This window comes from Geopseudomonas sagittaria (assembly GCF_900115715.1).
GTDB lineage: Bacteria > Pseudomonadota > Gammaproteobacteria > Pseudomonadales > Pseudomonadaceae > Geopseudomonas > Geopseudomonas sagittaria.
Genome location: NZ_FOXM01000020.1, coordinates 26,147 through 52,631, shown reverse-complemented (window position 1 = coordinate 52,631; position 26,485 = coordinate 26,147). Strand labels below are relative to the sequence as shown.

23 protein-coding genes and 1 other RNA gene are annotated in these 26,485 nt (G+C 64.8%); 20 read left to right on the top strand and 4 right to left on the bottom strand.

Annotated elements, in window-relative coordinates:
- The 10 genes from BM297_RS19095 to fnr all read left to right on the top strand — a co-directional run.
- Nucleotides 1-324, top strand: a 324-nt coding sequence (locus BM297_RS19095; protein WP_175526689.1) for a cbb3-type cytochrome c oxidase subunit II, incomplete at its 5' end; no start/stop codon positions are given.
- A gap of 6 nt (nt 325-330) precedes the next feature.
- Complete coding sequence (locus BM297_RS19090) at nt 331-513, top strand: cbb3-type cytochrome oxidase subunit 3 (protein ID WP_092434726.1); 183 nt, start codon at nt 331-333, stop codon at nt 511-513.
- Nucleotides 510-1,424 carry a cytochrome-c oxidase, cbb3-type subunit III gene (ccoP, locus tag BM297_RS19085; RefSeq protein ID WP_092434723.1) on the top strand — a complete coding sequence of 305 codons (915 nt, stop codon included), beginning with the start codon at nt 510-512 and terminating at the stop codon, nt 1,422-1,424. The genes BM297_RS19090 and ccoP overlap by 4 nt, the downstream gene beginning before the upstream one ends.
- A 230-nt stretch (nt 1,425-1,654) precedes the next feature.
- Nucleotides 1,655-3,073 carry a cytochrome c oxidase accessory protein CcoG gene (gene ccoG / locus BM297_RS19080; protein WP_092434720.1) on the top strand — a complete coding sequence of 473 codons (1,419 nt, stop codon included), beginning with the start codon at nt 1,655-1,657 and terminating at the stop codon, nt 3,071-3,073.
- 12 nt (nt 3,074-3,085) lie between these two features.
- The gene (locus BM297_RS19075) at nt 3,086-3,592 is read left to right on the top strand and encodes a FixH family protein (RefSeq protein ID WP_092434717.1); all 507 of its coding nucleotides are present in this window, start codon (nt 3,086-3,088) and stop codon (nt 3,590-3,592) included.
- Nucleotides 3,593-3,600: 8 nt separating this feature from the next.
- On the top strand, nt 3,601-6,069 hold the full coding sequence (locus tag BM297_RS19070; protein WP_092434714.1) for a heavy metal translocating P-type ATPase: 2,469 nt from the start codon (nt 3,601-3,603) through the stop codon (nt 6,067-6,069).
- 14 nt (nt 6,070-6,083) lie between these two features.
- Nucleotides 6,084-6,317, top strand: coding sequence for a cbb3-type cytochrome oxidase assembly protein CcoS (ccoS, locus tag BM297_RS19065; RefSeq protein WP_092434711.1), 234 nt, complete (start codon nt 6,084-6,086; stop codon nt 6,315-6,317).
- Nucleotides 6,310-7,023: a sulfite exporter TauE/SafE family protein gene (locus BM297_RS19060; protein ID WP_092434708.1), complete on the top strand. Its 714-nt coding sequence runs from the start codon at nt 6,310-6,312 to the stop codon at nt 7,021-7,023. The genes ccoS and BM297_RS19060 overlap by 8 nt, the downstream gene beginning before the upstream one ends.
- A gap of 79 nt (nt 7,024-7,102) precedes the next feature.
- Nucleotides 7,103-8,485, top strand: a complete 1,383-nt coding sequence (gene hemN, locus BM297_RS19055; protein ID WP_092434705.1) for an oxygen-independent coproporphyrinogen III oxidase — start codon at nt 7,103-7,105, stop codon at nt 8,483-8,485.
- Nucleotides 8,486-8,573: 88 nt separating this feature from the next.
- Nucleotides 8,574-9,317, top strand: a complete 744-nt coding sequence (gene fnr, locus BM297_RS19050; protein WP_092434702.1) for a fumarate/nitrate reduction transcriptional regulator Fnr — start codon at nt 8,574-8,576, stop codon at nt 9,315-9,317.
- A gap of 99 nt (nt 9,318-9,416) precedes the next feature.
- Here the strand turns inward: fnr and recR are convergent, their stop codons facing one another.
- The 4 genes from recR to ffs form a co-directional block, all read right to left on the bottom strand.
- Nucleotides 9,417-10,016 carry a recombination mediator RecR gene (gene recR, locus BM297_RS19045; RefSeq protein WP_092434699.1) on the bottom strand — a complete coding sequence of 200 codons (600 nt, stop codon included), beginning with the start codon at nt 10,014-10,016 and terminating at the stop codon, nt 9,417-9,419.
- 176 nt (nt 10,017-10,192) lie between these two features.
- Nucleotides 10,193-10,519 (bottom strand): YbaB/EbfC family nucleoid-associated protein, encoded by a 327-nt coding sequence (locus BM297_RS19040; RefSeq protein ID WP_090310254.1) that lies wholly within the window; start codon nt 10,517-10,519, stop codon nt 10,193-10,195.
- Nucleotides 10,520-10,528: 9 nt separating this feature from the next.
- The gene (dnaX, locus tag BM297_RS19035) at nt 10,529-12,517 is read right to left on the bottom strand and encodes a DNA polymerase III subunit gamma/tau (protein WP_092434696.1); all 1,989 of its coding nucleotides are present in this window, start codon (nt 12,515-12,517) and stop codon (nt 10,529-10,531) included.
- A 212-nt stretch (nt 12,518-12,729) separates the two neighbouring features.
- Nucleotides 12,730-12,826, bottom strand: an RNA gene (gene ffs / locus BM297_RS19030) — signal recognition particle sRNA small type.
- Between the two features lie 308 nt (nt 12,827-13,134).
- Here ffs and BM297_RS19025 point away from each other — a divergent pair.
- The 10 genes from BM297_RS19025 (at nt 13,135) to BM297_RS18980 (ending at nt 26,485) form a co-directional block, all read left to right on the top strand.
- The gene (locus BM297_RS19025) at nt 13,135-16,062 is read left to right on the top strand and encodes a hybrid sensor histidine kinase/response regulator (RefSeq protein ID WP_092434693.1); all 2,928 of its coding nucleotides are present in this window, start codon (nt 13,135-13,137) and stop codon (nt 16,060-16,062) included.
- 1,108 nt (nt 16,063-17,170) lie between these two features.
- On the top strand, nt 17,171-17,452 hold the full coding sequence (locus BM297_RS21905) for a hypothetical protein (RefSeq protein WP_092434690.1): 282 nt from the start codon (nt 17,171-17,173) through the stop codon (nt 17,450-17,452).
- Between the two features lie 273 nt (nt 17,453-17,725).
- Nucleotides 17,726-18,235, top strand: a complete 510-nt coding sequence (locus BM297_RS19015; RefSeq protein ID WP_217648289.1) for a polysaccharide biosynthesis/export family protein — start codon at nt 17,726-17,728, stop codon at nt 18,233-18,235.
- Nucleotides 18,236-18,311: 76 nt separating this feature from the next.
- Entirely contained in the window at nt 18,312-20,528 is a 2,217-nt protein-coding gene (locus tag BM297_RS19010) for a GumC family protein (RefSeq protein ID WP_245768298.1), read from the top strand.
- 36 nt (nt 20,529-20,564) lie between these two features.
- Nucleotides 20,565-21,290 carry a tyrosine-protein phosphatase gene (locus tag BM297_RS19005; RefSeq protein ID WP_092434680.1) on the top strand — a complete coding sequence of 242 codons (726 nt, stop codon included), beginning with the start codon at nt 20,565-20,567 and terminating at the stop codon, nt 21,288-21,290.
- 117 nt (nt 21,291-21,407) lie between these two features.
- On the top strand, nt 21,408-22,685 hold the full coding sequence (gene tviB / locus BM297_RS19000) for a Vi polysaccharide biosynthesis UDP-N-acetylglucosamine C-6 dehydrogenase TviB (RefSeq protein WP_092434677.1): 1,278 nt from the start codon (nt 21,408-21,410) through the stop codon (nt 22,683-22,685).
- Between the two features lie 88 nt (nt 22,686-22,773).
- On the top strand, nt 22,774-23,796 hold the full coding sequence (locus tag BM297_RS18995; protein ID WP_092434674.1) for an NAD-dependent epimerase/dehydratase family protein: 1,023 nt from the start codon (nt 22,774-22,776) through the stop codon (nt 23,794-23,796).
- 95 nt (nt 23,797-23,891) lie between these two features.
- The gene (locus BM297_RS18990) at nt 23,892-24,854 is read left to right on the top strand and encodes a Gfo/Idh/MocA family oxidoreductase (protein WP_092434671.1); all 963 of its coding nucleotides are present in this window, start codon (nt 23,892-23,894) and stop codon (nt 24,852-24,854) included.
- Nucleotides 24,851-25,435 (top strand): UDP-2-acetamido-3-amino-2,3-dideoxy-D-glucuronate N-acetyltransferase, encoded by a 585-nt coding sequence (wbpD, locus tag BM297_RS18985; protein ID WP_092434668.1) that lies wholly within the window; start codon nt 24,851-24,853, stop codon nt 25,433-25,435. The genes BM297_RS18990 and wbpD overlap by 4 nt, the downstream gene beginning before the upstream one ends.
- Nucleotides 25,436-26,485 carry a GNAT family N-acetyltransferase gene (locus tag BM297_RS18980; protein ID WP_092434665.1) on the top strand — a complete coding sequence of 350 codons (1,050 nt, stop codon included), beginning with the start codon at nt 25,436-25,438 and terminating at the stop codon, nt 26,483-26,485.

Genomic DNA, 26,485 nt, shown 5'->3' with positions numbered 1-26,485 from the left:
CCGTTCCTGTGGGGCTCCAAGCGTACCGGTCCGGACCTGGCCCGCGTTGGCGGCCGCTACTCCGACGACTGGCACCGCGCCCACCTGTACAACCCGCGCAACGTGGTGCCCGAGTCGAAGATGCCCTCCTACCCCTGGCTGGTGGAGCACAAGCTGGACGGCAAGGACACCGCCAACAAGATGAGCGCGCTGCGTACTCTGGGCGTTCCCTACACCGAGGAAGACATTGCCGGCGCCCGCGACGCGGTCAAGGGCAAGACCGAAATGGACGCGCTGGTCGCGTACCTGCAGGTCCTCGGCACCAGCATCAAGAACACACGGTAACGCGCCATGGATATCGGGACTCTGCGTGGACTGGGTACAGCCATCATATTCATCGCCTTCGTGGTCCTGCTGATCTGGGTATTCGGTCGGTCCAAGAAGAGCTTTGACGAAGCGGCCAACCTGCCCTTCGCCGATGAGCCCAAGTCCGAAAAGCGTGAAGAAGAAGCTTCCAGGAGTAAGCACGAATGACCAGTTTTTGGAATTGGTACGTCACCGTACTCAGCCTCGGCACCATAGTGGCGCTGACCTGGCTGCTGTTCGCGACCCGCAAGGGCCAGCGTCCGGACACCACCGACCAGACGATGGGACACACCTTCGACGGCATTCAGGAGTATGACAACCCGCTGCCCAAGTGGTGGTTCATGCTGTTCGTCGGCACCGTGATCTTCGCCCTCGGCTACCTGGTGCTCTACCCGGGCCTGGGCAACTGGAAAGGCGTCCTGCCGGGTTACGAGGATGGCTGGACCGGCGTCAACCAGTGGAAGAAGGAAATGGCCCGCGCGGACGAGCAGTACGGCCCGCTGTACGCCAAGTTCGCCGCCATGCCGGTGGCCGAAGTGGCCAAGGACGAGCAGGCCCTGAAAATGGGGGCGCGCCTGTTCGCCTCCAACTGCTCCGTCTGCCACGGTTCCGACGCCAAGGGTGCCTACGGCTTCCCGAACCTGACCGACCATGACTGGCTGTATGGTGGCGAAGCCGACACCATCAAGACCACCATCATGAATGGCCGTCAGGCCGCCATGCCGGCCTGGAAGGACATTCTCGGCGAGGAAGGCATCAAGGACGTCGCCGGCTACGTGCGCAGCCTGTCGGGCCTGAAGAACCCGGAAGGCATCGATCTCGCTGCCGGCCAGAAGACCTTCGCCACCAACTGCGCCGTCTGCCACGGTCCGGAAGGCAAGGGCGTGCAGGCCATGGGCGCACCGAATCTGACCGACCGCATCTGGCTGTACGGCTCGAGCTTCGCCCAGGTCCAGCAGACCCTGCGTCACGGCCGTAACGGCGTGATGCCGGCGCAGAAGGACCTGCTCGGCAACGACAAGGTCCACCTGCTGGCGGCCTACGTGTACAGCCTGTCGCAGAAGGCTCCGCAGCAGTAAGTCACCCTGCGGACAGAAACGCCGCTTTCCGGTCACCGGAAAGCGGCGTTTTCATTTGTGCCGCACATGCAACGACCAAACCGGTGCCGGCCAGATACTCCACGTGGTATTGCGCGACCACCCGTCGCATGCAGCAGTCCGCCATTAGGCGTAGCATTGCGGAAAAGGTGAATTGATCCCGGTCGGCGATGTACCGGCCGGGGCACCTCCTCCAGCCATGGTAGAGACCGATGAGCGACAAGATTCCCGTTCAGGATGTAACCCCTCCCTCCCCTGTCAAGAAAGGCGAAAGCGTCGATCTCTACGCCAAGCGCGAGCAGATCTACACCAAGGCCTTCACCGGACTGTTCCGCAACGTCCGCATGATCAGCGGCGCCTTCCTGTTCCTGATGTTCTTCGGCACCGCGTGGCTCAACTGGGGCGACCGTCAGGCGGTCTGGTGGAACCTGCCGGAGCGCAAGTTCTACATCTTCGGTGCCACTTTCTGGCCCCAGGACTTCATGCTGTTGTCCTGGCTGCTGATCATCTGCGCCTTCGGCCTGTTCTTCATCACCGTGTTCGCCGGCCGCGTCTGGTGCGGCTACACCTGCCCACAGAGCGTGTGGACCTGGGTGTACATGTGGGCGGAGAAGGTCACCGAGGGTGACCGCAACCAGCGCATGAAGCTCGACAAGCTGCCGATGAGCGCCGAGAAGTTCCTGCGCAAGACCGCCAAGCACGCCATCTGGCTGGGCGTCGCCCTGTTCACCGCCCTGACCTTCGTCGGCTACTTCACGCCGATTCGCCAGCTGACGGTCGATCTGGTCACCCTCAACATCGAGGGCTGGGCCCTGTTCTGGGTTGGTTTCCTCACCCTCGCCACCTACGGCAACGCCGGCTGGCTGCGCGAGCAGGTGTGCATCCACATGTGCCCCTACGCCCGCTTCCAGAGCGTGATGTTCGACAAGGACACCCTGATCGTCTCCTACGACCCGAACCGCGGCGAGCGGCGCGGCCCGCGCAAGAAGGATGCCGACTACAAGGCCCTGGGCCTCGGCGACTGCATCGACTGCAAGATGTGCGTGCATGTCTGCCCCACCGGCATCGACATCCGTAACGGCCTGCAGATCGCCTGCATCGGCTGCGCGGCCTGCGTCGACGCCTGCGACAGCATCATGGAGAAGATGAACTATCCCAAGGGGCTGATCAGCTATACCACCGAGCACAACCTCAGCGGCCAGAAGACCCACCTGCTGCGTCCGCGCCTGATCGGCTACGCCATCGCCCTGCTGGTCATGATGGGCGCCTTCGCCACCGCGCTGTACCTGCGCCCGCTGGCCGAGCTCGACGTGATCAAGGACCGCGTGCTCTACCGCGAGAACGAGGAAGGTCGCATCGAGAACGTCTACACGCTGAAGATCATGAACAAGGATCAGCGCGACCACGTCTACACCATCGCCGTTTCCGGCCTCGACGGTCTGGTCTTCGAAGGGCGGCGCGAGGTCAAGGCCGTGGCCGGCGAAATCCTCGCGGTACCGGTAGAACTGTCCATCGACCCTGACAAACTGCCTTCCAGTACCAACGAGATTCTCTTTACAATTCAGGCCGCCGACATTCCCGGCAAAACCTTCGACGCCGAAAGCCGCTTCATCGGCCCGAGCGTCCGCTGACAGAGAGTGCGCATGCAACAGCCCGAGATCACCACCCGCTGGTACAAGCAGTTCTGGGCCTGGTTCGTCATCGGCATCCTGGCCTTCAGCGTGGTCCTCGGGACCACGCTGCTGGTGGTGTCGATCAAGACCGCCGACACTCTGGTCGCCGACAACTACTACGACGTCGGCAAGGGCATCAACACCTCGCTCAAGCGTGAAGAGCTGGCCGAGCGTCTGGGCATGCAGGCCACCCTCACCCTCGACGAGCACACCGGCCTCGCCGAACTGCGCCTGGCCGGCATCAGCCAGCCGGCGCAGCTGGTGCTCAACCTGATCTCGCCGACCCAGCCGGAGCGTGACCGCCGCGTCGTGCTCCAGCCGGTCGCCGGCGAAGCCGGGCTGTACCACGGTCAGATGCAAGATGCGGTCAGCGGGCGTCGCTTCGTCGAACTGCTCGGCCAGGAAGGCGGCGAGGACTGGCGTCTGTACCACGAGATCACTCTCGAAGACCGCCGCCCCGTGCAGCTGCTGCCCTGACCTGCGTCATGGCCACGCCCCTGCCCTGCTACCACTGCGGGCTGCCGGTTCCCGACGGCAGCCCGTATCACGCCCAAGTGCTCGGCGAAGCCCGCGCCATGTGCTGCCCCGGCTGCCAGGCGGTGGCCGAGGCCATCGTCGCCGGCGGCCTGGAAGGCTACTATCGGCACCGCAGCGAAACCGCCGCCAACCCCGAAGCCCTGCCCAAGGCCCTGAGCGACGAGCTGGCGCTGTACGACCGCGAGGACGTGCAGCAGGGGCTGGTCAGCCATGCCGGCGAGCAGGCGCAAACCTGCCTGCTGATCGAGGGCATCAGCTGCGCCGCCTGCGGCTGGCTGATCGAGCACCACCTGAAGAAGCTTCCCGGCGTCAGCGAGGCCAGCCTCAACCTGTCCAACCATCGTCTGCAGATCAGCTGGGACGACAGCCGCCTGCCGCTCAGCCAGCTGCTCGCCGAGCTGCGCCGGATCGGCTATGCCGCCCACCCCTACCAGGCCGATGCCGCCGCCGAGCAGATGCACCGGGAAAACCGCCTGGCCATGCGCCAGCTCGGCGTGGCCGGCCTGCTGTGGATGCAGGTGATGATGGCGACCATGGCCACCTGGCCGGAATTCAACCTCGACCTCAGCGCCAGCTTCGATGCCATCCTGCGCTGGACCAGCCTGTTCCTCACCACCCCCATCGTCTTCTACTGCTGCGGCCAGTTCTTCCGCGGCGCCCTGCGCGACCTGCGCACCCGTCACCTGACCATGGACGTCTCGGTGTCGCTGGCCATCGGCGGTGCCTATGCCGCCGGCCTGTGGTCGACCGTCACCGGCCAGGGCGAGCTGTATTTCGACGCCGTGGGCATGTTCGCCCTGTTCCTGCTCGCTGGCCGCTACCTGGAGCGCCGCGCCCGCGAACGCACCGCCCAGGTCACCGCGCAGCTGGTCAACCTGCTGCCGGCCTCCTGCCTGCGCCTGGATGCCCAAGGCCATAGCGAGCGCATCCTGCTCAACGAGCTGCAGCTCGGCGACCAGGTACTGGTGCCGCCCGGCGCGGTGGTGCCCGCCGACGCCCAGATCCTCGCCGGCCAGTCGAGCATCGACGAATCGCTGCTCACCGGCGAATACATGCCGCAGCCGCGCAGTGCCGGCCAGCACGTCACCGCCGGCACCCTGAACATCGAAGGCCCGCTGACCGTGCAGGTCGAGGCGCTCGGCGACGATACCCGCCTGTCCGCCATCGTCCGCCTGCTCGAGCGCGCCCAGGCCGACAAGCCGCGCCTGGCCCAGCTGGCCGACCGCGTGGCGCAGTGGTTCCTGGTGGTCGTGCTGCTCACCGCGGCGGTGATCGGCCTGGTCTGGTGGCAGCTCGACAGCGAGCGGGCGTTCTGGATCGTCCTCGCCCTGCTGGTCGCCACCTGCCCCTGCGCCCTGTCGCTGGCCACCCCCACAGCACTGACCACCGCCACCGGCAGCCTGCACAAGCTCGGCCTGTTGGTCACCCGCGGCCATGTGCTGGAAAGCCTCACCCAGATCGACACCCTGATCGTCGACAAGACCGGCACCCTCACCGAAGGACGCCTGACCCTGCGCGAGGTGCGCGTGCTCGGCGCCCTGGATAGCCAGGCCTGCCTGAGCCTGGCCGCCGCCCTGGAAAGCCGTTCGGAACACCCGATCGCCCGCGCCTTCGGCCGCGCCCCGCAGGCCGCCGCAGCCGTCCACAGCGAGCCCGGCAAAGGGCTGCAGGGTGAAGTCGGCGGACGCCGCCTGCGCATCGGCGAGCCCGCCTTCGTCAGCCAGCTCGGTGGCCAGCCGGCACCGAGCATGCCCCAGGAGCCCGGCCAGTGGCTGCTGCTCGGCGACGAGCATGGGCCGCTGGCCTGGTTCCGCCTCGATGACCGTCTGCGCAGCGACGCCCGGCGACTGGTCGACGCCGCCCACCAGCGCGGCTGGCAGGTACTGCTGCTGTCCGGCGACAGCTCGCCGATGGTGGCCAGCGTGGCCGCCGAACTGGGCATCGCCGACGCCCGCGGCGGCCTGACCCCGGACGCCAAGCTGGCCGTGCTGCACCAGCTGCATGAACAGGGGCGGCGCGTGCTGATGCTCGGCGACGGCGTCAACGACGTCCCGGTGCTCGCCGGCGCCGACATCAGCGTGGCCATGGGCAGCGCCACCGACCTGGCCAAGACCAGCGCCGACGCGGTGCTGTTGTCCAACCGCCTCGACAGCCTGGTGCAGGCGCTCGACGTGGCCAAACGCACCCGCCGCATCATCGTCGAAAACCTGACCTGGGCCGGCCTGTACAATGGCCTGGTGCTGCCGTTCGCCGCCATCGGCTGGATCACCCCCGGCTGGGCAGCCATCGGCATGTCGCTCAGCTCGCTGGTGGTGGTGGTCAACGCCCTGCGCCTCAGCAGCGTGACCGACAGCAGTCCCGCGAGCGCTGCCGGGCACGCGCCCGAGCTGCCGCCCGCCCTTCCCAGCCGCACCTGACCCGGAGCCTTGCGATGTCCGCCCTCTACCTGCTGATCCCGGTTGCCGTGGTGCTGGTCGGCCTGGCCATCTGGGTGTTCTTCTGGGCCGTGGACAGCGGCCAGTATGACGACCTCGACGGCCCGGCCCACAGCATCCTGTTCGACGACGAGGACCCCAAGCACCAGGCCGGCATCGACGAGGCCAGCGCCGGCAAACCGGCCGGCGACAGCGCCGCACCCACCGACCGGGAACCGCCGCGTGGCTGACCTGCTGCCCCTGCTGGCCTCGGCACTGATTCTCGGCCTGCTCGGCGGCGGCCACTGCATAGGCATGTGCGGCGGCCTGATGGGCGCGCTGACCCTGGCGATTCCCGCCGAGCAGCGCCAGCGTCGCCTGCAGCTGCTGCTGGCCTACAACCTCGGCCGCATCGCCTCCTACACCTGCGCCGGCCTGCTGGTCGGCGCCGCAGGCTGGGCCGTGGCCAGCGGCCCGGCGGCCACCGTGCTGCGGGTCATCGCCGGCCTGCTGCTGGTCGCCATGGGCCTGTACCTGGCCGGCTGGTGGAGCGGCCTGACCCGCATCGAAGGCCTCGGCCGGGTGCTCTGGCGACGCATCGAGCCGCTGGCCCGCGGCCTGCTGCCGGTGCGCAATCCCCGGCGCGCCCTGCTGCTCGGCGCCCTGTGGGGCTGGCTGCCCTGCGGCCTGGTCTACAGCACCCTGCTGTGGGCGGCCAGCCAGGGCGATGCCGTGGACAGCGCGCTGCTGATGCTGGCCTTCGGCCTCGGCACCCTACCGGTGCTGCTCGCCACCGGCCTGGCCGCCGAGCGCCTGACAGCCCTGCTGCGCCAGCGTGGCGTGCGCATCGCCGGCGGCCTGCTGGTCATCCTGTTCGGCCTGTGGACCCTGCCCGGCCCCCACCAGGCCTGGCTGATGGGCCACGGCGGTCACGCCAGCGCACAACCCGCACACTGAAGCGGTTGATGCAAATCAACACCCCTCCGGCGCCCGGACTCTAGACTGCAACGCAAGTCTGATAATCCGGGACAACCGCATGCTCGACGCCATCCGCTGGGATACCGACCTGATCCGCCGCTACGATCTGGCCGGGCCACGCTACACCTCCTATCCCACCGCCGTGCAATTCCACGACGGCATCGGCTCCTTCGACCTGCTGCACGCCTTGCGCGCCAGCGCCCAGGCCAAGCGCGCCCTGTCGCTGTACGTGCACCTGCCGTTCTGCGCGCACATCTGCTACTACTGCGCCTGCAACAAGGTCATCACCAAGGACCGCGGACGCAGCGCGCCCTACCTGCAGCGCCTGCTCCGCGAGATGGAACTGGTCGGCCGCCATCTCGATCCCGAGCAGGTGGTCGAGCAGCTGCACTTCGGCGGCGGCACGCCGACCTTCCTCAGCCACGACGAGCTGCGCCAGCTGATGGCCGGCCTGCGCCAGCACTTCAACCTGCTCGACGACGACAGCGGCGACTACAGCATCGAGATCGACCCGCGCGAGGCCGACTGGGCCACCATGGGCCTGCTGCGCGACATAGGCTTCAACCGCGTCAGCCTCGGCGTGCAGGACTTCGACCCGGCCGTGCAGCGGGCGGTCAACCGCCTGCAGACTCTCGAGGAAACCCGCGCCATCCTCGAGGCCGCGCGCACCCTGCAGTTCCGCTCGGTCAACATCGACCTGATCTATGGCCTGCCGCTGCAGACCCCGGAGTCCTTCGCGAAAACCGTCGCCGAAGTGATCGCCCTGCAGCCCGACCGCCTTTCGGTGTTCAACTACGCCCACCTGCCCGAGCGCTTCCCGCCGCAGCGGCGGATCAACGCCGAGGACCTGCCCAGCCCCGGCGCCAAGCTGGAAATGCTCCAGCGCACCATCGAGCAGCTGACCCGCGCCGGCTACCGCTACATCGGCATGGACCACTTCGCCCTGCCCGACGACGAACTGGCCATCGCCCAGGAGGAAGGCAGCCTGCAGCGCAACTTCCAAGGCTACACCACCCACGGCCACTGCGACCTGATTGGCCTGGGCGTCTCCTCGATCAGCCAGGTCGGCGACCTGTACTGCCAGAACAGCAGCGACATCAACGACTACCAGAGCACCCTGGACAACGGCCAGCTCGCCACCCGCCGCGGCCTGCACTGCAACAACGACGACCGCATCCGCCGGGCGGTGATCCAGCAGCTGATCTGCCATTTCAAGCTCGACTTCACCGCCATCGAGCAGCAGTTCAACATCGATTTCCGCGGTTACTTCAACGACATCTGGCCCACCCTGGAGAGCGCCGCCAGCGATGGCCTGATCCGCCTCGACGCCCAGAGCATAGACATCACGGCCGCCGGTCGCCTGCTGGTACGTTCGGTGTGCATGCTGTTCGACAGCTACCTGCCGATGCAGAGCACCCAGCGCTTCTCGCGGGTCATCTGAGCCAAATGGTCGCGGTCACGCACTGGCAGCGCCCGGCGGGCTGGGGTACCCTTGCGCACAATTCCGTTGTGTAGGTAAGGATCCCACCATGACTGCCGGCCAAGACACCATCAAGGCGCGCAACCTGCCGCAAGCACACTGCAAGGAATGCAGCCTCGCCCCCCTGTGCCTGCCGCTGTCCCTGAACCTGGAGGACATGGATGCGCTGGACAATATCGTCAAGCGTGGCCGGCCGCTGAAGAAGGGTGAGTTCCTGTTCCGCCAGGGTGATGGCTTCACCTCGCTGTTCGCCGTGCGCACCGGCGCGCTGAAGACCTTCAGCGTCACCGATGGCGGCGAAGAGCAGATCACCGGCTTCCACCTGCCCAGCGAACTGGTCGGCATGTCCGGCATGGACGCCGAGGCCTATCCGGTTTCCGCCCAGGCGCTGGAAACCACCTCGCTGTGCGAGATCCCCTTCGAGAAGCTCGACGAGCTGTCGGTTCAGCTGCCGCAACTGCGTCGCCAGCTGATGCGCATGATGAGCCGCGAGATCCGCGACGATCAGCAGATGATGCTCCTGCTCTCCAAGAAGACCGCCGACGAACGCATCGCCACCTTCCTGGTCAACCTTTCCGCCCGCTTCCGCGCCCGCGGCTACTCGGCCAACCAGTTCCGCCTGGCCATGTCGCGCAGCGAGATCGGCAACTACCTGGGGCTCGCGGTGGAAACCGTGTCACGGGTGTTCACCCGCTTCCAGCAGAACGGTCTGCTGCAGGCCGAAGGCAAGGAAGTGCAGATTCTCGACTCCGTCGAGCTGTGCAGCCTGGCTGGTGGCCGCCTGGAAGGCTGACCTCCCCCGCTCCAAAACAGAACGCCCGCGTCAGCATGCTGACGCGGGCGTTTTTGCTTCTGCCATCGGCAACCGCAGAACTCCGTCGGGGCGCGCCCCTCAGAGCCCGATCGGCCGGCGCCCGGCCATCGCATGGGCCAGGGTGCCGCCGTCCACCATCTCCAACTCGCCGCCCAGCGGCACGCCATGGGCGATGCGCGACACGGTGAGACCGCGCGGCGCCAGCATCTGGGCGATGTAATGGGCGGTCGCCTCGCCCTCCACCGTCGGATTGGTGGCCAGGATCACTTCCGCGAACGTACCCCGCGCGATGCGCTCCTCCAGCTCCGGAATGCCGATGGCCTCCGGCCCCAGGCCATCCAGCGGCGACAGATGTCCCTTGAGCACGAAATAGCGGCCGCGATAACCGGTCTGCTCGACGGCAAACACATCCATCGGCCCCTCGACCACGCACAGCAGCGCATCGTCGCGACGCGGATCGCTGCACTGCGGGCACAGCCCGTCTTCACTCAAGGTACGGCACTGCCGGCAGTAACCGACCCCCTCCATGGCCCGGGTCAGCGCCTGCGCCAGGCGCAGGCCACCACTGCGGTCGCGCTCGAGCAACTGCAGTGCCATGCGCTGGGCGGTCTTCTGCCCCACTCCGGGCAGAATGCGCAGGGCGTCGATCAACTGGCGAATCAGGGGACTGAAGCTCATGGGGAATGACCAACTACAGACATCGAAACGGAGGATATGCGACGCATCGAGAAAAACCCGAGACGCCCAAGAGCTTCGCCCCGGGTCGGGCCTCCTACAAGAGCGACTGCACACCTGCAGGAAACGCGACCTTGGAGCGAATGCAGGCGCTGGTGCGCCAGAGATCAAGAGCCCAATCAGAACGGCATCTTGAAGCCCGGGGGCAGCTGCATGCCGGCGGTCATGCCGGCCATCTTGTCCTGATTGTTCTGCTCGATCTTGCGCACGGCGTCGTTCACCGCCGCGGCGATCAGATCCTCGAGGATCTCCTTGTCTTCCTGCATCAGGCTGTCATCCAGGGAGACGCGCTTGACGTCATGGCGACCGGTCATCACCACGCTCACCAGGCCGGCACCGGACTGACCGGTCACCTCGGCGTTGGCCAGCTCTTCCTGCATCTTCTGCATTTTTTCCTGCATCTGCTGGGCCTGCTTCATCAGCCCGGCCATGCCACCTTTCATCATGGGATCACCTCAATTTTCCAGGGGTACGATAGTGCCGTCGCGGATCACCGCGGCGAATTGGTCCATCATCTGCCGAACCAGCGGATCGGCATGAATCGATGCCTCGGCCTGGCGCTGCCGCTCGGCGCGCTGGCGGGCAGCGGCCTGGGCCGGGGTTTCCTGCTCGGGCCGGACGATATCGATCTGCAGGGTCAATGAACGTCCATGATAGCTGCTCAGCGCATCGCTCAGGCGGCGCTGCTGACTGGCGTTGAACAGCGCACTCTGCCCGGGGTCCAGGTGCAGATGCCAGCGGTCGCCGTCCACTGCCACCAGCGTGCAGTTGGCCGCGATGCTGGCGGTCATGCCGGCCAGGCCGAGCTTGGGAAACAGTTCCAGCCATTCGGCGGCCAGGCCCGTGGCCGGCGTGGCGGCAGGCTGCGGCACCTCGACAGGCGCGGCGGCCGATGCGGCGTACTCGTCTTCGTCGACGGGCTGCATGCTTTCCAGATAGGCATAGGCATCCACGTCGATCGCGTCGTAGTCGTCGCCGTCATCGACCGCGTCATCCGCAGCTTCGGCCGCCGCTGGCGAGGGGCGCGGGGCGCTAGCGCTGACGACCGCTGCACGCTCGGCGGCCACCGTCTGCGCTGCGGGTTCGGCAGCTCGGGCACGAGCCACTTCCTCGCCGGGCGCCGGACTCGGCGCTGGCGCAGCGGTATCCCAGGGCACATCCACCGGCTCGAGCGGAGCGACCGGCGCAGCCGCGCGCGCGGGCGGCTCGACAGGTCGCGCAACCGGGGCAGGAGGCTCGCTGGCAGCAGGCGCCACGGTCCTTTCGAGCGCAGGCCCGGCCACCGGCGCCGCCGGGGAGTCAGTCGTGGCCTGACTGATCCCCGTGGTCTTTAGCGGCGTATCCGGCGCCCTGGCGGCATCCGCCGGGCGGAAGGCCAGCATGCGCAGCAGCACCATCTCGAAGCCGCTACGCGGATCCGGCGCCAGCGGCAGGTCGCGCCGGCCAATCAGGCCCATCTGGTAATAGAACTGCACGTCTTCGCCCGGCAGGGCGGCGGCCAGCGCCAGCACCCGATCGCGATCGCCCTGGCCGTTGTCCACCGCATCCGGCAGCACCTGGGCGATCGCCACCCGGTGCAGCACATTGAGTATTTCGGCCAGCACCCCGGCCCAGTCCGGCCCCTGCTCGGCCAGATGTCGCACGGCCTCGAGCAGCGCGCGCGCGTCGCCCTCCAGCAACGCCTGCAGCACGCCGTAGACCTGGCCATGGTCGAGAGTACCGAGCATCGAGCGCACATCGGCGGCCAGCACCTTGCCCTCGCCGAAGGCAATCGCCTGATCGGTCAGACTCATCGCATCGCGCATCGAGCCGTCGGCGGCGCGCCCCAGCAGCCACAGCGCATCCACCTCGAAGGGGATCTGTTCGACGGTCAGTACATGGGTCAGGTGCTCGACCACCCGCTCCGGCGGCATGTTCTTCAGGGAGAACTGCAGGCAGCGCGAAAGGATGGTGACCGGCAGCTTCTGCGGGTCGGTGGTGGCAAGCAGGAACTTGACGTGCGGCGGCGGCTCTTCGAGGGTCTTCAGCAGGGCGTTGAACGAGTGCGTGGAGAGCATGTGCACTTCGTCGATCAGGTAGACCTTGTAGCGCCCGCGGCTCGGTGCGTACTGCACGTTGTCGAGCAGTTCGCGGGTGTCCTCGACCTTGGTGCGGCTCGCCGCGTCCACCTCGATCAGATCGACGAAGCGCCCCTCGTCGATCTCCCGGCACACCGAGCACTGCCCACAGGGCGTCGAGCTGACCCCCTGTTCGCAGTTCAGGCACTTGGCCAGGATCCGCGCAATGGTGGTCTTGCCCACCCCGCGGGTGCCGGTGAACAGGTAGGCGTGGTGCAGGCGCTGGTTGTCGAGCGCGTTGATCAGGGCCTTGAGCACATGGGTCTGGCCGACCATTTCACGGAACGAGCGCGGACGCCACTTGCGGGCAAGAACCTGATAACTCATCGAATCTGTTCGCTGCGACTGTTAAGCGTGGGGCGTCATGCTAGCGAAGCGCGGGATAAATTGCACCCGGCCTCGGGGCGAGGGACCTGGATCACTGGCGAACCTGCGACCTGCATCTTGCACGCAGACACGCCACTTGGAGGCTTGCTGCGGGCTGCCGCGCTGGGGCGGGCCACCCCGGGCGAGTTTTCCCGGGGCAGAAATGGAGATGGCCCCGCCAGCCACACTCCGGCACACGATGTCACCGCTGTGGCTGCTCCCTTCCGGGCCTGACCAGGTTAACGGCTAATCGTTGCGGAGGGACCGACAGGGCCACCATAACGTACCCGCCTTGCAGCGAGCGGGGCCATTGTAGCGACTCGCGCCCAAGTTACAACCCGGCAAGCGAAAAACAGCGCATCAGGCCCAGCAACCCCATCCATGGCCAACAGAAAGACCTCACCAGAAGCAATATGATGGCAGCACGTTATGCAAATTGCGTCACAAAACCGGAACTTTGAATTATCATCAGCGCACAAAGGCAGCCGCCGCGCCTCATAAGGTGGTATGCCACCAATAGAAAAACCGCTTTTCTTGCCTGCGCAGCCCCCATCCTAGAGCGCTCGAGACCCCAAGGTATGCAGGAACACCCGAAAACCTCCCTCCGCGGCTGGATGTGGCGCGCATTCGTACAAAGCGCGCTGATCCCGCTGGTGCTGGTCGAGACCGTGCTGATCGCCGCCTACCTGCTGACCAACAGCTCGATCCGCGAAGCGCAGATCGATCACCTGCGCGAAACCGCCCTCAGCGATCTGCAAACCGCCGCCCAGCAGGAAGCCCAGCTGGTCAGCGAGCGCCTGGCCACCATCGGCAAGCTCACCGATCTCTACCGCGAGCAGGTCGGCAGCGTCCTGCTGCGCAAGGATTATTTGGTCGACGAGCTAGAGCGCCAGCGCCACACCCGCACCCCGGATGGCGTGCTCTACACCAAGACGGACGATGGCCGCGCCGCTTCCTTCTACGCCAACAGCACCCCGACGGAGCAGCAGGACCTCGATCGCGTCCTGCGCCTGGCCCAGCTCGATCCGCTGATGAAAAGCCTGCAGGCCTCCAACAAGCTGATCGCCTCGCTCTACTTCAACACCTGGGACAGCTACAACCGGATCTATCCGTGGTTCTTCACCCCGGACCAGTACCCGCACGACATGGTCATCCCCGACTACAACTTCTACTACTTGGCCGACGCCCGCCACAATCCGCAACGCAAGGTGGTCTGGACCGACATCTACGTCGACCCGGCCGGCCACGGCTGGATGATGTCCGCGCTGGCACCGGTCTACCGTGGCGACTTCCTCGAAGGCGTCGCCGGCCTCGACATCACCGTCGACTCCATTCTCAAGGAAATCGCCGCACTGCAGGTGAGCTGGAACGGCTACGCCATGCTGGTCAGCGGCGAGCTGAACATCATGGCCCTGCCGCCGCAGGGCGAGCAGGATTTCGCCCTCGCCGAGCTGACCGAGCATTCCTACGACGAAGCCATCCGTCAGGAAATCTTCAAGCCCGCCGACTTCAACCTGGCCAAGCGCCAGGACAGCTCCCGCCTGGCCCAGGCCATCAGTCGCAGCCAGACCGGCATCGAGGCCCTCAACCTCGACGGCAAACCGAAACTGGCCGCCTGGGCGACCATCCCGGAAACCGGCTGGAAACTCATCACCGTGGTCGACGAGGCGGAAATCTTCAGCAAGACCAACGCCCTCGCCGCCCGCTACCAGCAGATCGGCTACCTGCTGATCGCCGGCATGGTCCTGTTCTACCTGCTGTTCTTCGCCGCCATGTGGCTGCGCTCGCGCCAGCTCAGCCACCAGCTGCAGCAGCCGATGGACGGCGTCACCGGCATGATGGCGCAGATCGGCCAGGGCCACTGGAATCCCACCCGTGCGCAATCGGACATCGCCGAACTCGACCAGATGGCGACCGCCGCCGCCACCATGGGCAAGCAACTGGCCCACAGCGAAACCACTCGCCAGCAGGCGCAGAACCAGCTGGAACTGGTGCTCGACTCCACCACCGAAAGCCTCTGGGAAATCGACCTCGTCCAGCGCAGCGTGCATATCGAAGGCCGCTTCATCGAGCGTTTCGGCCTGAGCGGGCCGGACCTGCCGCTGGACGGCTTCTACGCCCTGGTCCACCCCGACGACCTGGAAGACGTCGTCATCTGCCACGAACACCCCGAGCAGCGCCCAAGCGACGACTACACCATCGAATACCGCTTCAGCGACAACCGCGGCATCTACCACTGGTTGCTCAGTCGAGGCCGGGTGGTCACCGCCGATGCCGACGGCCATATCCAGCGCCTGGCAGGCACCCACGTCGACATCGACGCCCTCAAGGCCACCCAGGAAGCCCTCCGCCAGGCCAGCCAGCAGGCCCAGGCCGCCAACGTCGCCAAGACCCGTTTCCTGTCGAGCATGAGCCACGAGCTGCGCACCCCGCTCAATGCCGTGCAGGGCTTTGCCCAGATGATCCAGCTGGAGCTGCTCGACCGCCCGGAAGAGACCAGCCTCGGCCAGTACGCCGGCGAAATCCTCGGCGCCAGCAACCACCTGTGCATGCTGGTCGACGACATCCTCGACCTGGCCCACATCGAAGCGCAGAAGACCAGCGTGAGCATGGAAACCGTGGACGCCCGGCAGATCATGAGCGAGTGCCTCGAACTGATCCGCACGCAGGCCCGGGAGCAGCACCTGCAGCTGGAAGCTCATCTCCCCGAGGGCAGCCTGCTGGTGCGTGCCGAGCCGCGCCGGCTGCGTCAGACGCTGCTCAACCTGCTGAGCAATGCAGTGAAATACAACCGCCCGCACGGCCACATCTCGCTCAGCTACAAGACCACCCCGACCAGCCTGCGCCTGATCGTCGAGGACACCGGTTTCGGTATCAGCGCAGACAAACAGGCCCTGCTGTTCAAGCCCTTCCAGCGCCTTGGCCACGAAAACAGCACGATCAAGGGCACCGGCATCGGCCTGGTACTCAGCCGCGAGCTGGCCGAACTGATGAACGGCAAGCTCGGCTTCAGCAGCGAGCCGGGCATCGGCAGCACCTTCTGGATCGAACTGCCGTTCAGTCCGACCCTGCAACGGGAAGTCCCCCCCGGCGCCCCGGTAAAAAACCATGGTGCCCCGCCGCTGCGCATCCTCTATGTGGAGGACGACCATGCCAGCCAGGTCCTGGTGCAAAAGGCCCTGGAGGACATTGGCGATGTCGACGTGATGGACAACGGCCTCGAGGCCCTGCACTGGCTCACCGAGAACCCGCCGGAACTGCTGCTGCTCGACATCGACCTGCCCGACCTGCAAGGCGACAGCCTGCTGCGTAGCCTGCGCAAGCACGCCCGCACCAGCGACCTGCCGGTAATCGTCATCAGCGCCGGGGCGCTACCGGAAGACCTGGCCATGGTCAGCGACCTCAATGTCGCCTGCTACCTGACCAAACCACTGAAGATCCAACTCCTGCGGGAGGCGGTGATGCGGATCGGCACTCCGCGCTACACCCCCTCACCCATCCAGTAGCGGTTTATCCTCGCAAACTCCGAGGCGGCATCAATCCCAGGCGAATGAACGAATGCTATATGCCAAGGCATATAGCATTCCATTTTGGAAGCTTGGCGAGTACATGGTGACCTGCGCGACACCACCACACAGAAGCTGTATATATTCATGACACGCACTGCGCGCCTGCTTTTCCCAAGCTAATCAACAGGTTGAACTGACACTCACAAACTCTCCCTCCACCACCAAAAGCTGCCGACTCAAAAACAAATTCCACCATTTAAAAACAAAAACCGAACAACAAAAAAATTACACTCACCCACAACAAATCGCCGAGATCGACAAATCCCGCCCTAAAACCGATAATGGAAAAAACCAAACCAAAAGTATGACAAGAAAACCATCACACCAAACTTGAACAACAAACCGCAAAACCAAACATCAGCCGGACAAAAAACTCCACAACAACTTGGCAATAGCCACTCAGCACAGAATCCACGTGCATCGAGCCGCAAGCCATCCCCGCGCGAAATCAGCCAAGTTCCGGTTTTCAATACAAAAAACCGCCAACCAGGCGCAACTATCCCGCCCGTTCAAAGCACATCCCTCATGCCTGACCGGAAGTCCTGACAGACTTCATTGCCCCTCGAGTGATGCCCTCATCCCCTTCCCCCTCACATATCCATGCCTCCCAAGCAGAATAGCTCACCGCGCGTCAAAAAGCAGACCCTACAAAGACACCTGCGTCAGATGAAAACACTGGATCGTCGACTTTACGACTCCGAAAGCCGCACTACACTCTCGACCATAGGCACACCATCCGCCACTTCCGATGGGAAAGCCGTTAACTCTCAAGAACTCTCGTATTCAAGAAACAACGAAAAATCTTGGGGCGGTAGCGTGCCTGAATGACTCTGTCAAACAACAAACACTAGCAGTCGACCAGATGCACAAGGCATAGCGCCCCTATCCGAAGGATGGTCTCTACCGTTACCGCCATCCCCCAGGACTGACAACCGCATACCTGCCGATACCGCTTGTCGCGTGTTACCGAGCACGTCAGCGGCGCATGAGAATTGATGATCTAGCCTTCAGAAGACTGTCTGGTTTGCACGCGAGGACGTTCAACATGCGCAAGACCCTGACCACTCTATCCCTGGCACTGGCGCTGATCGCTCCCCAGGCGCTTGCGGCCAGCGCCGCACCGAGCGACCTGACGACCGCAGGCAGCATCCTCCTCGCAGCCAACGACAAGAGCGAGAAGGAATCCACCAAATCGAAACAAGGCACGCCGGCAACGCCGGCAACCCCGGCTACTCCGGCTGTCCCGGGCACCCCAGGCACTCCCGCCACCCCGGCAACCCCAGCAACTCCGGCGACCCCGGCCACGCCCAAGGCCAGCCGAAGCTAACCCGGTCAACCGTAGCGTTGATGAGTACGAAGGGCGGGCAGTGAAGCTGGCCGCCCGCTCCCCGCGACGAATGCAACGGCGATGACGGTCTCGACAAGGTTGGTTGCAGCTACGTCATGCCACACCGCCTCGAGACCTCCAGCAGTGCCGGCCTGTAACTCCAGCAGTTGCGGCAAGAGTTCAGGAGCAGGAAGCGCTCCGATTCAAGCCTCAACCTCATCCAAGAGAGACCGAGCCATGATCTCCCGTTACTTGATCCCTCTGGCCCTGAGCATGGCCATCCTCCTGTCCAACAGCGGCAGCGTGCTGGCCGAGAACAACTCCACCTACAAGCTGGCCTCAGGCGATGTCATAAACATCAACGTATTCGGCGAGCCGGACCTCAGCTTCGGAGAAGTCCGCCTCAACGATGCGGGGATCTTCTCCTATCCCTTCATCGGCGACGTGCGGGCCAAGGGGAGGACCGCCGCCGAGATAGAACAGATACTCACCGAACGTCTCAAGGGCGACTACCTGGTCGACCCGCGCGTCTCGGTCAGCATTCTGAAATACCGCGAGTTTTTCATCAGTGGCGAAGTGAAAACACCCGGCGGCTATCCCTTCCAACCCGGTCTGACCCTGCGCCGCGCCGTGGCCCTGGCCGGCGGCCTGACCGAGCGCGCCTCGGAGAAGCGCATCACCATCATCCGCGACCAGAGCCCAGGGCGCACTCCCGAGCCGGCAACTCTCGACACCATCGTGATGCCCGGCGACACCATCACCATCGACCAGGGATTCTTCTAATCCATTCACCAGGGAGCTTCCCGAAATGGACAAACCCGCCCAGCCCAGAGATCGTACCTGGATAGCCCAGCGGCTTGTGAGCGACGCTCCAGACATGCTGCAGATGTGGCAGACCATCTGGCGGCGAAAGTGGAGCATCCTCACGCTGATGCTGATCATCATGCTGGCGACAGCCCTCGCCACCTACGCCATCACCCCAACCTACCGTGCCTCGACCACGCTGTTGATCGAGAAGAAGACGGCCAATGTCGTCTCCATCGAGCAGGTCTATGGCGCCGAGGGTACCGGCAACGAATATCTGGAAACCCAGTTCGCCCTGCTCAAGTCCCGTGCCCTGGCCGAAAGGGTGGTACGCACGCTGGACCTGACCAACCACCCCGAGTTCGACCCGCGCCAGCAAGAGGAGTCGCTGATCGGCATCGGCGGCCTGCTGAGCAGCCTCAATAGTGCCCAGGCCGTCCCCGCCCCCCAGCCGGAAGACCTTGAGGGGGCAGCCGCCGGTCCGAGCGAAACGCAGATTTTCGACGCAGTCACCCTGGACTTCATGGGGCGCATCAGCATCGAGCCCGTGGGCAAGAGCCAGCTGGTCAAGGTTCAGGTCGACATGGCCGACGCGGAACTGGCGACCCGGGCTGCCAATGCCCTGGCCAATGGCTTCATCGAAGCCCAGCTGGAAGCCTCCATGAACATGTCCATCCTGGCCACGACCTGGATGAACAGCCGCATGGGCGAGCTGCGCACCAAGCTGAAGGAGGCCGAGGACCGCCTGCAGGCCTTTCGCGAGAAGGAAAACCTGGTGGATATCGGCGGCGTGGCCAGCGTCAGCGCCGCCGAACTGTCGGCCACCAGCGACCGCATGATCGACGCCCGCCGCCAGCGCGCCGAAGCGCAGAGCCAGTACCGCCAGGTGCAATCCATGCGCAGCGGCGGCTGGCAAAAGCTCGCCACCATTCCGGCCGTTCTCGGTCACCCGCTGATCCAGCAGTTCAAGGCCGACGAAGCCAGGGCTCGCGCCAAGGTCGACGAGCTGTCCAAGCGCTATGGTGCCCGCCACCCCGCCCTGGAAGCTGCCCGCTCCGATCTCAGTGCCGCCTCCGCCAGCCTGCGCGGTCAGGTCGAACAGATCGTCGCCGGTATCGAGCGCAACTACCAACTGGCCGTGGCCAACGAAAACTCGCTGCGCGCCTCGGTGGAGTCCAACAAGGCGCAGATTCAAAAGATCTCGCGCAAGGAGTTCGAGGTCCGCGAGCTGATGCGTGAAGTGGAAGCCAACCGCATCCTCTACGAAACCTTCGTGACCCGCCTGAAGGAAACCACCGCCACCGCCGATCTGGAATCCGCCAACGCCCGCGTGGTCGATCCGGCGGTGCTGCCCAGCGCACCGATCCGGCCGATGAAAGGCCTGATCGTCGGCCTGTCCGGCATCCTCGCCTTGGTGTCCAGCGTTGGCATCACTCTGCTGCTGCAAATCCTCAACAACACCTTCAAGAGCACCCAGGACGTCGAGAACAAGCTCAACCTGCCGGTGCTGGGTATCCTGCCGCTGATCAAGAACCGCCAGCGCAGCCAGATCGCCCACCTGTTTACCAGTGACGAGGACAAGAGCTTCAGCGAGTCGATCCGCACCATCCGCACAGCCCTGGTGCTGTCCGGCATGAACGGGCCGCACCGCATCCTGGTGGTCACCTCCTCTCTGCCCGGTGAAGGCAAGAGCACGGTGGCCGCCAACCTGGCCTATGCCTTCGGTCAGATGGAGCGGGTGCTGCTGATCGACGCCGACCTGCGGCGGCCAACCCTGGCGAAGAACTTCAAGTTCCCGGTGGGCACTCCCGGCCTGGCCAACCTCATCGCCGGCACCGCGAAGACCGACGACTGCATCAAGAGCATCGAGGGCATCGACATGATATGCGCCGGCGCCGTGCCACCGAACCCGCTGGAACTGCTGTCCTCCGAGCGCTTCGCCAAGCTCATCGACCATCTCAAGAGCCGCTATGACCGGGTGATCATCGACTCGCCGCCGATCCAGGCGGTCAGCGATGCCACCATCCTGGCCACCCATGCCGACGCGCAGATCTACGTGATCAAGTCAGAGGCCACGCCCATTCCCCTGGCCCAGAAGGGCGTCGGCCAGCTGCTGCAGACCAACTCCCCGGTCACCGGCGTGGTGCTCAACCAGGTGGACGTCAAGAAAGCGCAGAAACACGGCTACCACTACGGCGGCTACTACGACTACTACGGTTACACCAAACCGCAGAAAGCGGAACCACAGGCTGCCCAAGGATCACAAGCCTAGCCCGGTACCCGGGCCCTGAAGAGTCAGGATCCGCCCATGATCGACCTGCACAACCACCTGCTGCCCGGCATCGACGACGGGGCACCCGACCTCGACACGGCCTTGCAACTGGCGCGCATGGCCGTCGAGCAAGGCATCACCCACCTGGTCTGCACCCCGCACATCCATCCCGGCCGCTACGACAACACCATCGCCAGCATCGCGGCCGCCCGGGAAAAGCTGGTGGCAGGCCTGCTGGAGACGGGCATCCCACTGCAGATCGCCGCAGCCGCCGAAGTGCGCTACGGCAGCGAGCTGATGCTCGGTATCGAGCAGGAAACCCTGCCTTTCCTGGGCACATGGCACGGCAAGCGGGTGCTGCTGCTCGAATTGCCGCACGGCGAGGTGCCCTTCGGCGCCGAGCGCCTGACCGAATGGCTGCTGCAGCATGATGTGATGCCGATGATCGCCCACCCCGAGCGCAACAAGGGCGTCATGCGCTGCCCGCGCAAGCTCAAGCCGTTCCTCGAACAGGGCTGCCTGCTGCAGGTGACCGCCGGCGCGGTCGCCGGCCACTTCGGCGAGCCGGCGCGGCTCATCGCCCATGCCCTGCTCGAGTACGGGCTGGTGACCATCCTCGCCAGCGATGCCCACAACGTCCAGCATCGACCGCCCGCGCTGGCCGAAGGCATGGAGCACGCCGCACGCATCGTCGGCGATATCGAGGCCGAACGCCTGGTGATCGATAACCCCTGGAAGATCGCCCGCGAGCATTTCTCCTGAAGCGCACACACGCGACTGTCCACCCGAATACCCCGAGCGCACGGACGGCGCCCGACCAAGACACGCGAACCATGGATGGCCCCAGACCCACCACAGGCCCCAATCTGGACGACCACCATGCATACGCCGGACGACATCAAACTCGCCATCATCGGCCTCGGCTACGTCGGTTTGCCGCTCGCCGTCGAATTCAGCAAGCATCGCCCGGTGACGGGCTTCGACATCAGCCCGGAGCGCATCGATGCGCTCCGGGCTGGTCATGACGCCACCCTGGAAGTCAGCAATGACGAACTGAGGGCAGCCACCCGCCTGGCCTACAGCGCCAGCCTCGACGACCTGGCCGCCTGCAACACGTTCATCGTCACCGTGCCGACGCCGATCAACGAGCACAAGCAGCCCGACCTCACCCCGCTGATCAAGGCCTCGCAGACCATCGGCAAGGTGCTCAAGCACGGCGACGTCGTCATCTACGAGTCCACCGTCTACCCGGGGGCCACCGAGGAAGTCTGCGTGCCGGTACTCGAGCAGGTATCCGGCCTGCGCTTCAACGTCGACTTCTTCGCCGGCTACAGTCCCGAGCGGATCAACCCCGGCGACAAGGAACACCGCGTCACCACCATCAAGAAGGTCACCTCCGGCTCCACCCCGGAAGCCGCCGAACTGGTCGATGCCCTGTACGGCCAGGTCATCACCGCCGGTACCCACAAGGCCAGCAGCATCAAGGTCGCCGAGGCCGCCAAGGTCATCGAGAACACCCAGCGCGACCTCAACATCGCCCTGATCAACGAGCTGGCGATCATCTTCAACAAGATGGGCATCGACACCGAAGAGGTGCTCAAGGCCGCCGGCACCAAGTGGAACTTCCTGCCCTTCCGCCCCGGCCTGGTCGGTGGCCACTGCATCGGCGTCGACCCCTACTACCTGACCCACAAGGCGCAGAGCATCGGCTACCACCCCGAGATCATCCTCGCCGGTCGCCGCCTCAACGACGGCATGGGTGCCTATGTGGTGTCGCAGTTGATCAAGGCCATGCTCACCCGACGCATCTGCGTCGAGGGCGCCCGCGTGCTGGTCCTCGGTCTCGCCTTCAAGGAAAACTGCCCGGACCTGCGCAACACCAAAGTGGTCGACATCATTCGCGAACTGGGCGAATACCACATCAGCGCCGACGTCTACGACCCCTGGGTGAGCATCGAGGAGGCCCGACACGAATATGGCATCACGCCGATCGCCGAGCCGGCCATCGAGGCCTATGACGGCATCATCCTTGCTGTCGCCCACGGCGAATTCCGCAGCCTGGGCGCCGCCAACATCCGCAAGTACGGCAAGGCCGAGCATGTGCTTTACGACCTCAAATACCTGCTGAACGCCGATGAATCCGACCTTCGCCTGTAAGCCCGAGCGGCGGCGGCGCGCCGAGGTCGGCCCCACCACCATCGCCGAGCGCCACCGACCCGCTCCCGCACGAGCAGAATCGAACGCCATGACTCGCTACCCATCCCTGCAGCACGAACTCGCCCGGTCCCCCAAAACCTGGCTGGTCACCGGGGTCGCCGGCTTCATCGGTTCCAACCTGCTGGAAACCCTGCTCAAGCTCGGGCAGCAGGTGGTTGGCCTCGACAACTTCGCCACCGGGCACCGGCGCAACCTCGACGAGGTGCAGAGCCTGGTCAGCCCGGAGCAGTGGGCACGCTTCCAGTTCATCCAGGGCGACATCCGCGCTCTGGACGTCTGTCGGCAAGCCTGCGAAGGCGTGGATTACGTCCTCCACCAGGCCGCCCTCGGCTCCGTGCCACGCTCGATCGACGACCCGATCACCACCAACAGCGCCAACATCGACGGCTTTCTCAACATGCTGGTCGCCGCTCGCGATGCCCGGGTGAAAAGCTTCACCTACGCCGCCAGCAGCTCCACCTACGGCGACCATCCCGGTCTGCCCAAGGTCGAGGACCTGATCGGCAAGCCGCTCTCTCCCTACGCGGTGACCAAGTACGTCAACGAGCTGTATGCCGACGTGTTCGCCCGTAACTACGGCTTCACCACCATCGGTCTGCGCTACTTCAACGTATTCGGCAAACGCCAGGATCCGGAGGGCGCCTACGCCGCAGTGATCCCGAAATGGACCGCGGCAATGATCAAGGGCGAGCGGGTGTCGATCAACGGCGACGGCGAAACCAGCCGCGACTTCTGCTTTGTCGAGAATGTCGTGCAGGCCAATCTGCTCGCCGCCACGACCAGCGACGCCGCCGCGCGCAACCAGATCTACAACGTCGCGGTCAGCGGCCGCACCGACCTCAACCAACTGTTCGCGGCGCTGCGCAAGAGCCTGGCCAGCCACGGTGTGGACTACGCGCTGGAGCCGGTCTACCGAGACTTCCGGGTCGGCGACGTACGCCATTCCCAGGCTGACATCGGCAAAGCCCGGCGCCTGCTCGGCTATGCGCCGCAGTACGACATCAACGCCGGCATCGCTGCTGCCATGCCCTGGTACATCAGTCACGCCTGACCCGCCACACCACCACCGAGCCTGCCCGCCATGCCCCCACGCCGGGCATGGCCAGCCACTAGCCAGCCATCACAATCAACCAGAAGAGCCCGCCCATGAAAAACTTCGCGCTCATCGGTGCCGCCGGTTTCATCGCCCCCCGCCACATGCAGGCCATCAAGGCCACTGGCAACAATCTGGTTGCCGCGCTGGATCCCAAGGACTCGGTGGGCATCATCGACAGCTACTTCCCGGAAGCCGACTTCTTCACCGAATTCGAACGCTTCGATCGTCACATCGACAAGCTGCGCCGCTGCAACCACAGCAACCAGGTGGACTACGTCTCCATCTGCTCGCCCAACTACCTGCACGACTCGCACATGCGCTTTGCCCTGCGCAGCGGGGCCGATGCCATCTGCGAAAAACCCCTGGTGCTCAATCCGTGGAACATCGACGCGCTGCAGGAGATCGAGAAGGACACCGGCCACCAGGTCAACACCATCCTGCAGTTGCGCGTGCACCCGGCGATCATCGCCCTGCGTGAGCAGATGCAGCAGAAGCAGTGCACGACCAAGCACGAGGTCGACCTGAGCTACATCACCGCACGCGGCCACTGGTACCTGCGTTCGTGGAAGGGCGACACCAAGAAGTCCGGCGGCATCGCCACCAACATCGGCGTGCACTTCTTCGACATGCTGCACTTCATCTTCGGCGAACTGCAGGAAAGCCGCGTTCACCTCTGCTCCAACACCAAGGCCGCCGGCTATCTCGAATACGAGCACGCCCGGGTCCGCTGGTTCCTCTCGGTCGACGTGGAGGACGTCCCGCGCTCGCAGCTGGATGCCGGTCAGCGCACCTACCGCTCCATCACCGTGGATGGCGAGGAAATCGAGTTCTCCGGCGGCTTCACCGATCTGCACGTGCGCAGCTACGAGGAAATCCTCGCCGGGCGCGGTTTCGGCCTCGAGGCCAACCGCACCGCCATCACCACCGTGGCCGCCATCCGCAACGCCAAGCCCCTGGGGCCACAGGGCGACTACCACCCGATGCTCAATAACCACTTGAGGGTCTGCCCATGAACCATTACCAACACCCCAGCGCCATCGTCGACGACGGCGCGCAGATCGGCGAAGGGTCGCGCGTCTGGCATTTCGTGCATGTCTGCGGCGGCGCCCGCATCGGCAAGGGCGTATCCCTCGGTCAGAACGTCTTCGTCGGCAACCGGGTGCTGATCGGCGATCACTGCAAGGTGCAGAACAACGTCTCGGTGTACGACAACGTCACCCTCGAGGAGGGCGTGTTCTGCGGCCCGAGCATGGTCTTCACCAACGTCTACAACCCGCGCTCGCTGATCGAACGCAAGGACCAGTACCGCGACACCCTGGTCAAGCGCGGCGCCAGCCTCGGCGCCAACTGCACCATCATCTGCGGGGTGACCATCGGCGAATACGCCTTCGTCGGCGCCGGCGCCCTGGTCAACAAGGACGTGCCGGCCTACGCCCTGGTGGTGGGCCTGCCGGCCAGGCAGATCGGCTGGATGAGCGAGTTCGGCGAGCAGCTCGACCTGCCGCTCGAGGGCCAGGGCGAGGTTTTGTGCCCACATACCGGCGCACGTTACGTGCTGAACGGCCACATCCTCACCAAGATGGAAGCGCGATAGATGCTTGAGCCACTCAACTATCAGGTCCCGGACCTCCCCTCTCAAGAACAGAATTGGCGCCTGCATCGGGATGATCCGGCGGGGACAGATAAAGCGACCACGAAGAAAGCGCTGTACAGGGATTTTTCGGCCACGGAAAAAACCATTCCGGTATTCAGTCGCGGCTGGTGGCTAGATGCCAGTGCCGGCGCGGACAACTGGGATGTCGCCTTGGTCGAAAGCAATGGAAAGATCATCGCCTCCCTGCCCTATGTCCTCCAGAAACGCATGGGTTTCAGCATGCTGACCCAGCCTCCGCTCACCCAGTCGCTCGGCCCCTGGATACGCGAAAGCAACGCCAGGCCGCCGAAGAAGCTCGGCCAGCAAAAAGACTTGATGGAAGCCCTCATCGCCCAGCTTCCCCACTTCGACCACTACGCGCAGAACTGGCACTACAGCCAGACCAACTGGCTGCCCTTCTACTGGCACGGCTTCAAGCAAACCACCCGCTATACCTATGTCCTGAACGACCTGAGCGACCTGAGCAAGGTCTATGCGGAGTTCGAGAACTCGAAGCGGGCCAACATCAAGAAGAGCCAAAAGCTGGTGGATGTCGTTTTCGATATCCCAGCCGACGAACTCTATGAAAACCATCGGATGACCCTCGCCAAGCGCGGGGCGACGATCTCCTACTCCCGAGACCTGTTCAAACGAATTCACGATGCCGGCTACGCCAACAACTCGGCACGTACTGTCGGCGCCTACGACAAGAGCGGCAACCTGCACGCCGCACTCTTTGTTGTCTGGGACGCCATGAGTGCCTATGGCCTGATCTGCACCATTGACCCGGACTACCGAACCCACGGAGCAGCCTCACTGCTCAACATGGCCATCATCGACTTCGTAGCCGACAAGACCTGCAAGTTCGATTTCGAAGGCTCGATGAGCGAACCGATTGAGCGCTCGTTTCGCCAGTATGGAGCCGTGCAGATCCCTTATTTCGCTGTATCCAAAACGCCCTCCCGGCTGCTCAAGACCTATCTGTTCCTCAAGGACCTGAAATCGAGCTAG

Excerpts from the sequence above, each read along its gene's own strand:
- fnr (WP_092434702.1), top strand. The coding sequence starts at position 8,574 with ATGACTGCCGGCCAAGACACCATCAAGGCGCGCAACCTGCCGCAAGCA.
- BM297_RS18980 (WP_092434665.1), top strand. The coding sequence starts at position 25,436 with ATGCTTGAGCCACTCAACTATCAGGTCCCGGACCTCCCCTCTCAAGAA.
- recR (WP_092434699.1), bottom strand. The coding sequence starts at position 10,016 with ATGAGCTTCAGTCCCCTGATTCGCCAGTTGATCGACGCCCTGCGCATT.
- ccoS (WP_092434711.1), top strand. The coding sequence starts at position 6,084 with ATGTCCGCCCTCTACCTGCTGATCCCGGTTGCCGTGGTGCTGGTCGGC.
- BM297_RS18990 (WP_092434671.1), top strand. The coding sequence starts at position 23,892 with ATGAAAAACTTCGCGCTCATCGGTGCCGCCGGTTTCATCGCCCCCCGC.
- BM297_RS19025 (WP_092434693.1), top strand. The coding sequence starts at position 13,135 with ATGCAGGAACACCCGAAAACCTCCCTCCGCGGCTGGATGTGGCGCGCA.
- BM297_RS19040 (WP_090310254.1), bottom strand. The coding sequence starts at position 10,519 with ATGATGAAAGGTGGCATGGCCGGGCTGATGAAGCAGGCCCAGCAGATG.
- BM297_RS19005 (WP_092434680.1), top strand. The coding sequence starts at position 20,565 with ATGATCGACCTGCACAACCACCTGCTGCCCGGCATCGACGACGGGGCA.
- BM297_RS19075 (WP_092434717.1), top strand. The coding sequence starts at position 3,086 with ATGCAACAGCCCGAGATCACCACCCGCTGGTACAAGCAGTTCTGGGCC.
- BM297_RS18995 (WP_092434674.1), top strand. The coding sequence starts at position 22,774 with ATGACTCGCTACCCATCCCTGCAGCACGAACTCGCCCGGTCCCCCAAA.
- BM297_RS19015 (WP_217648289.1), top strand. The coding sequence starts at position 17,726 with ATGGCCATCCTCCTGTCCAACAGCGGCAGCGTGCTGGCCGAGAACAAC.
- BM297_RS19090 (WP_092434726.1), top strand. The coding sequence starts at position 331 with ATGGATATCGGGACTCTGCGTGGACTGGGTACAGCCATCATATTCATC.
- hemN (WP_092434705.1), top strand. The coding sequence starts at position 7,103 with ATGCTCGACGCCATCCGCTGGGATACCGACCTGATCCGCCGCTACGAT.
- tviB (WP_092434677.1), top strand. The coding sequence starts at position 21,408 with ATGCATACGCCGGACGACATCAAACTCGCCATCATCGGCCTCGGCTAC.
- BM297_RS19070 (WP_092434714.1), top strand. The coding sequence starts at position 3,601 with ATGGCCACGCCCCTGCCCTGCTACCACTGCGGGCTGCCGGTTCCCGAC.
- BM297_RS21905 (WP_092434690.1), top strand. The coding sequence starts at position 17,171 with ATGCGCAAGACCCTGACCACTCTATCCCTGGCACTGGCGCTGATCGCT.
- dnaX (WP_092434696.1), bottom strand. The coding sequence starts at position 12,517 with ATGAGTTATCAGGTTCTTGCCCGCAAGTGGCGTCCGCGCTCGTTCCGT.
- wbpD (WP_092434668.1), top strand. The coding sequence starts at position 24,851 with ATGAACCATTACCAACACCCCAGCGCCATCGTCGACGACGGCGCGCAG.
- ccoP (WP_092434723.1), top strand. The coding sequence starts at position 510 with ATGACCAGTTTTTGGAATTGGTACGTCACCGTACTCAGCCTCGGCACC.
- ccoG (WP_092434720.1), top strand. The coding sequence starts at position 1,655 with ATGAGCGACAAGATTCCCGTTCAGGATGTAACCCCTCCCTCCCCTGTC.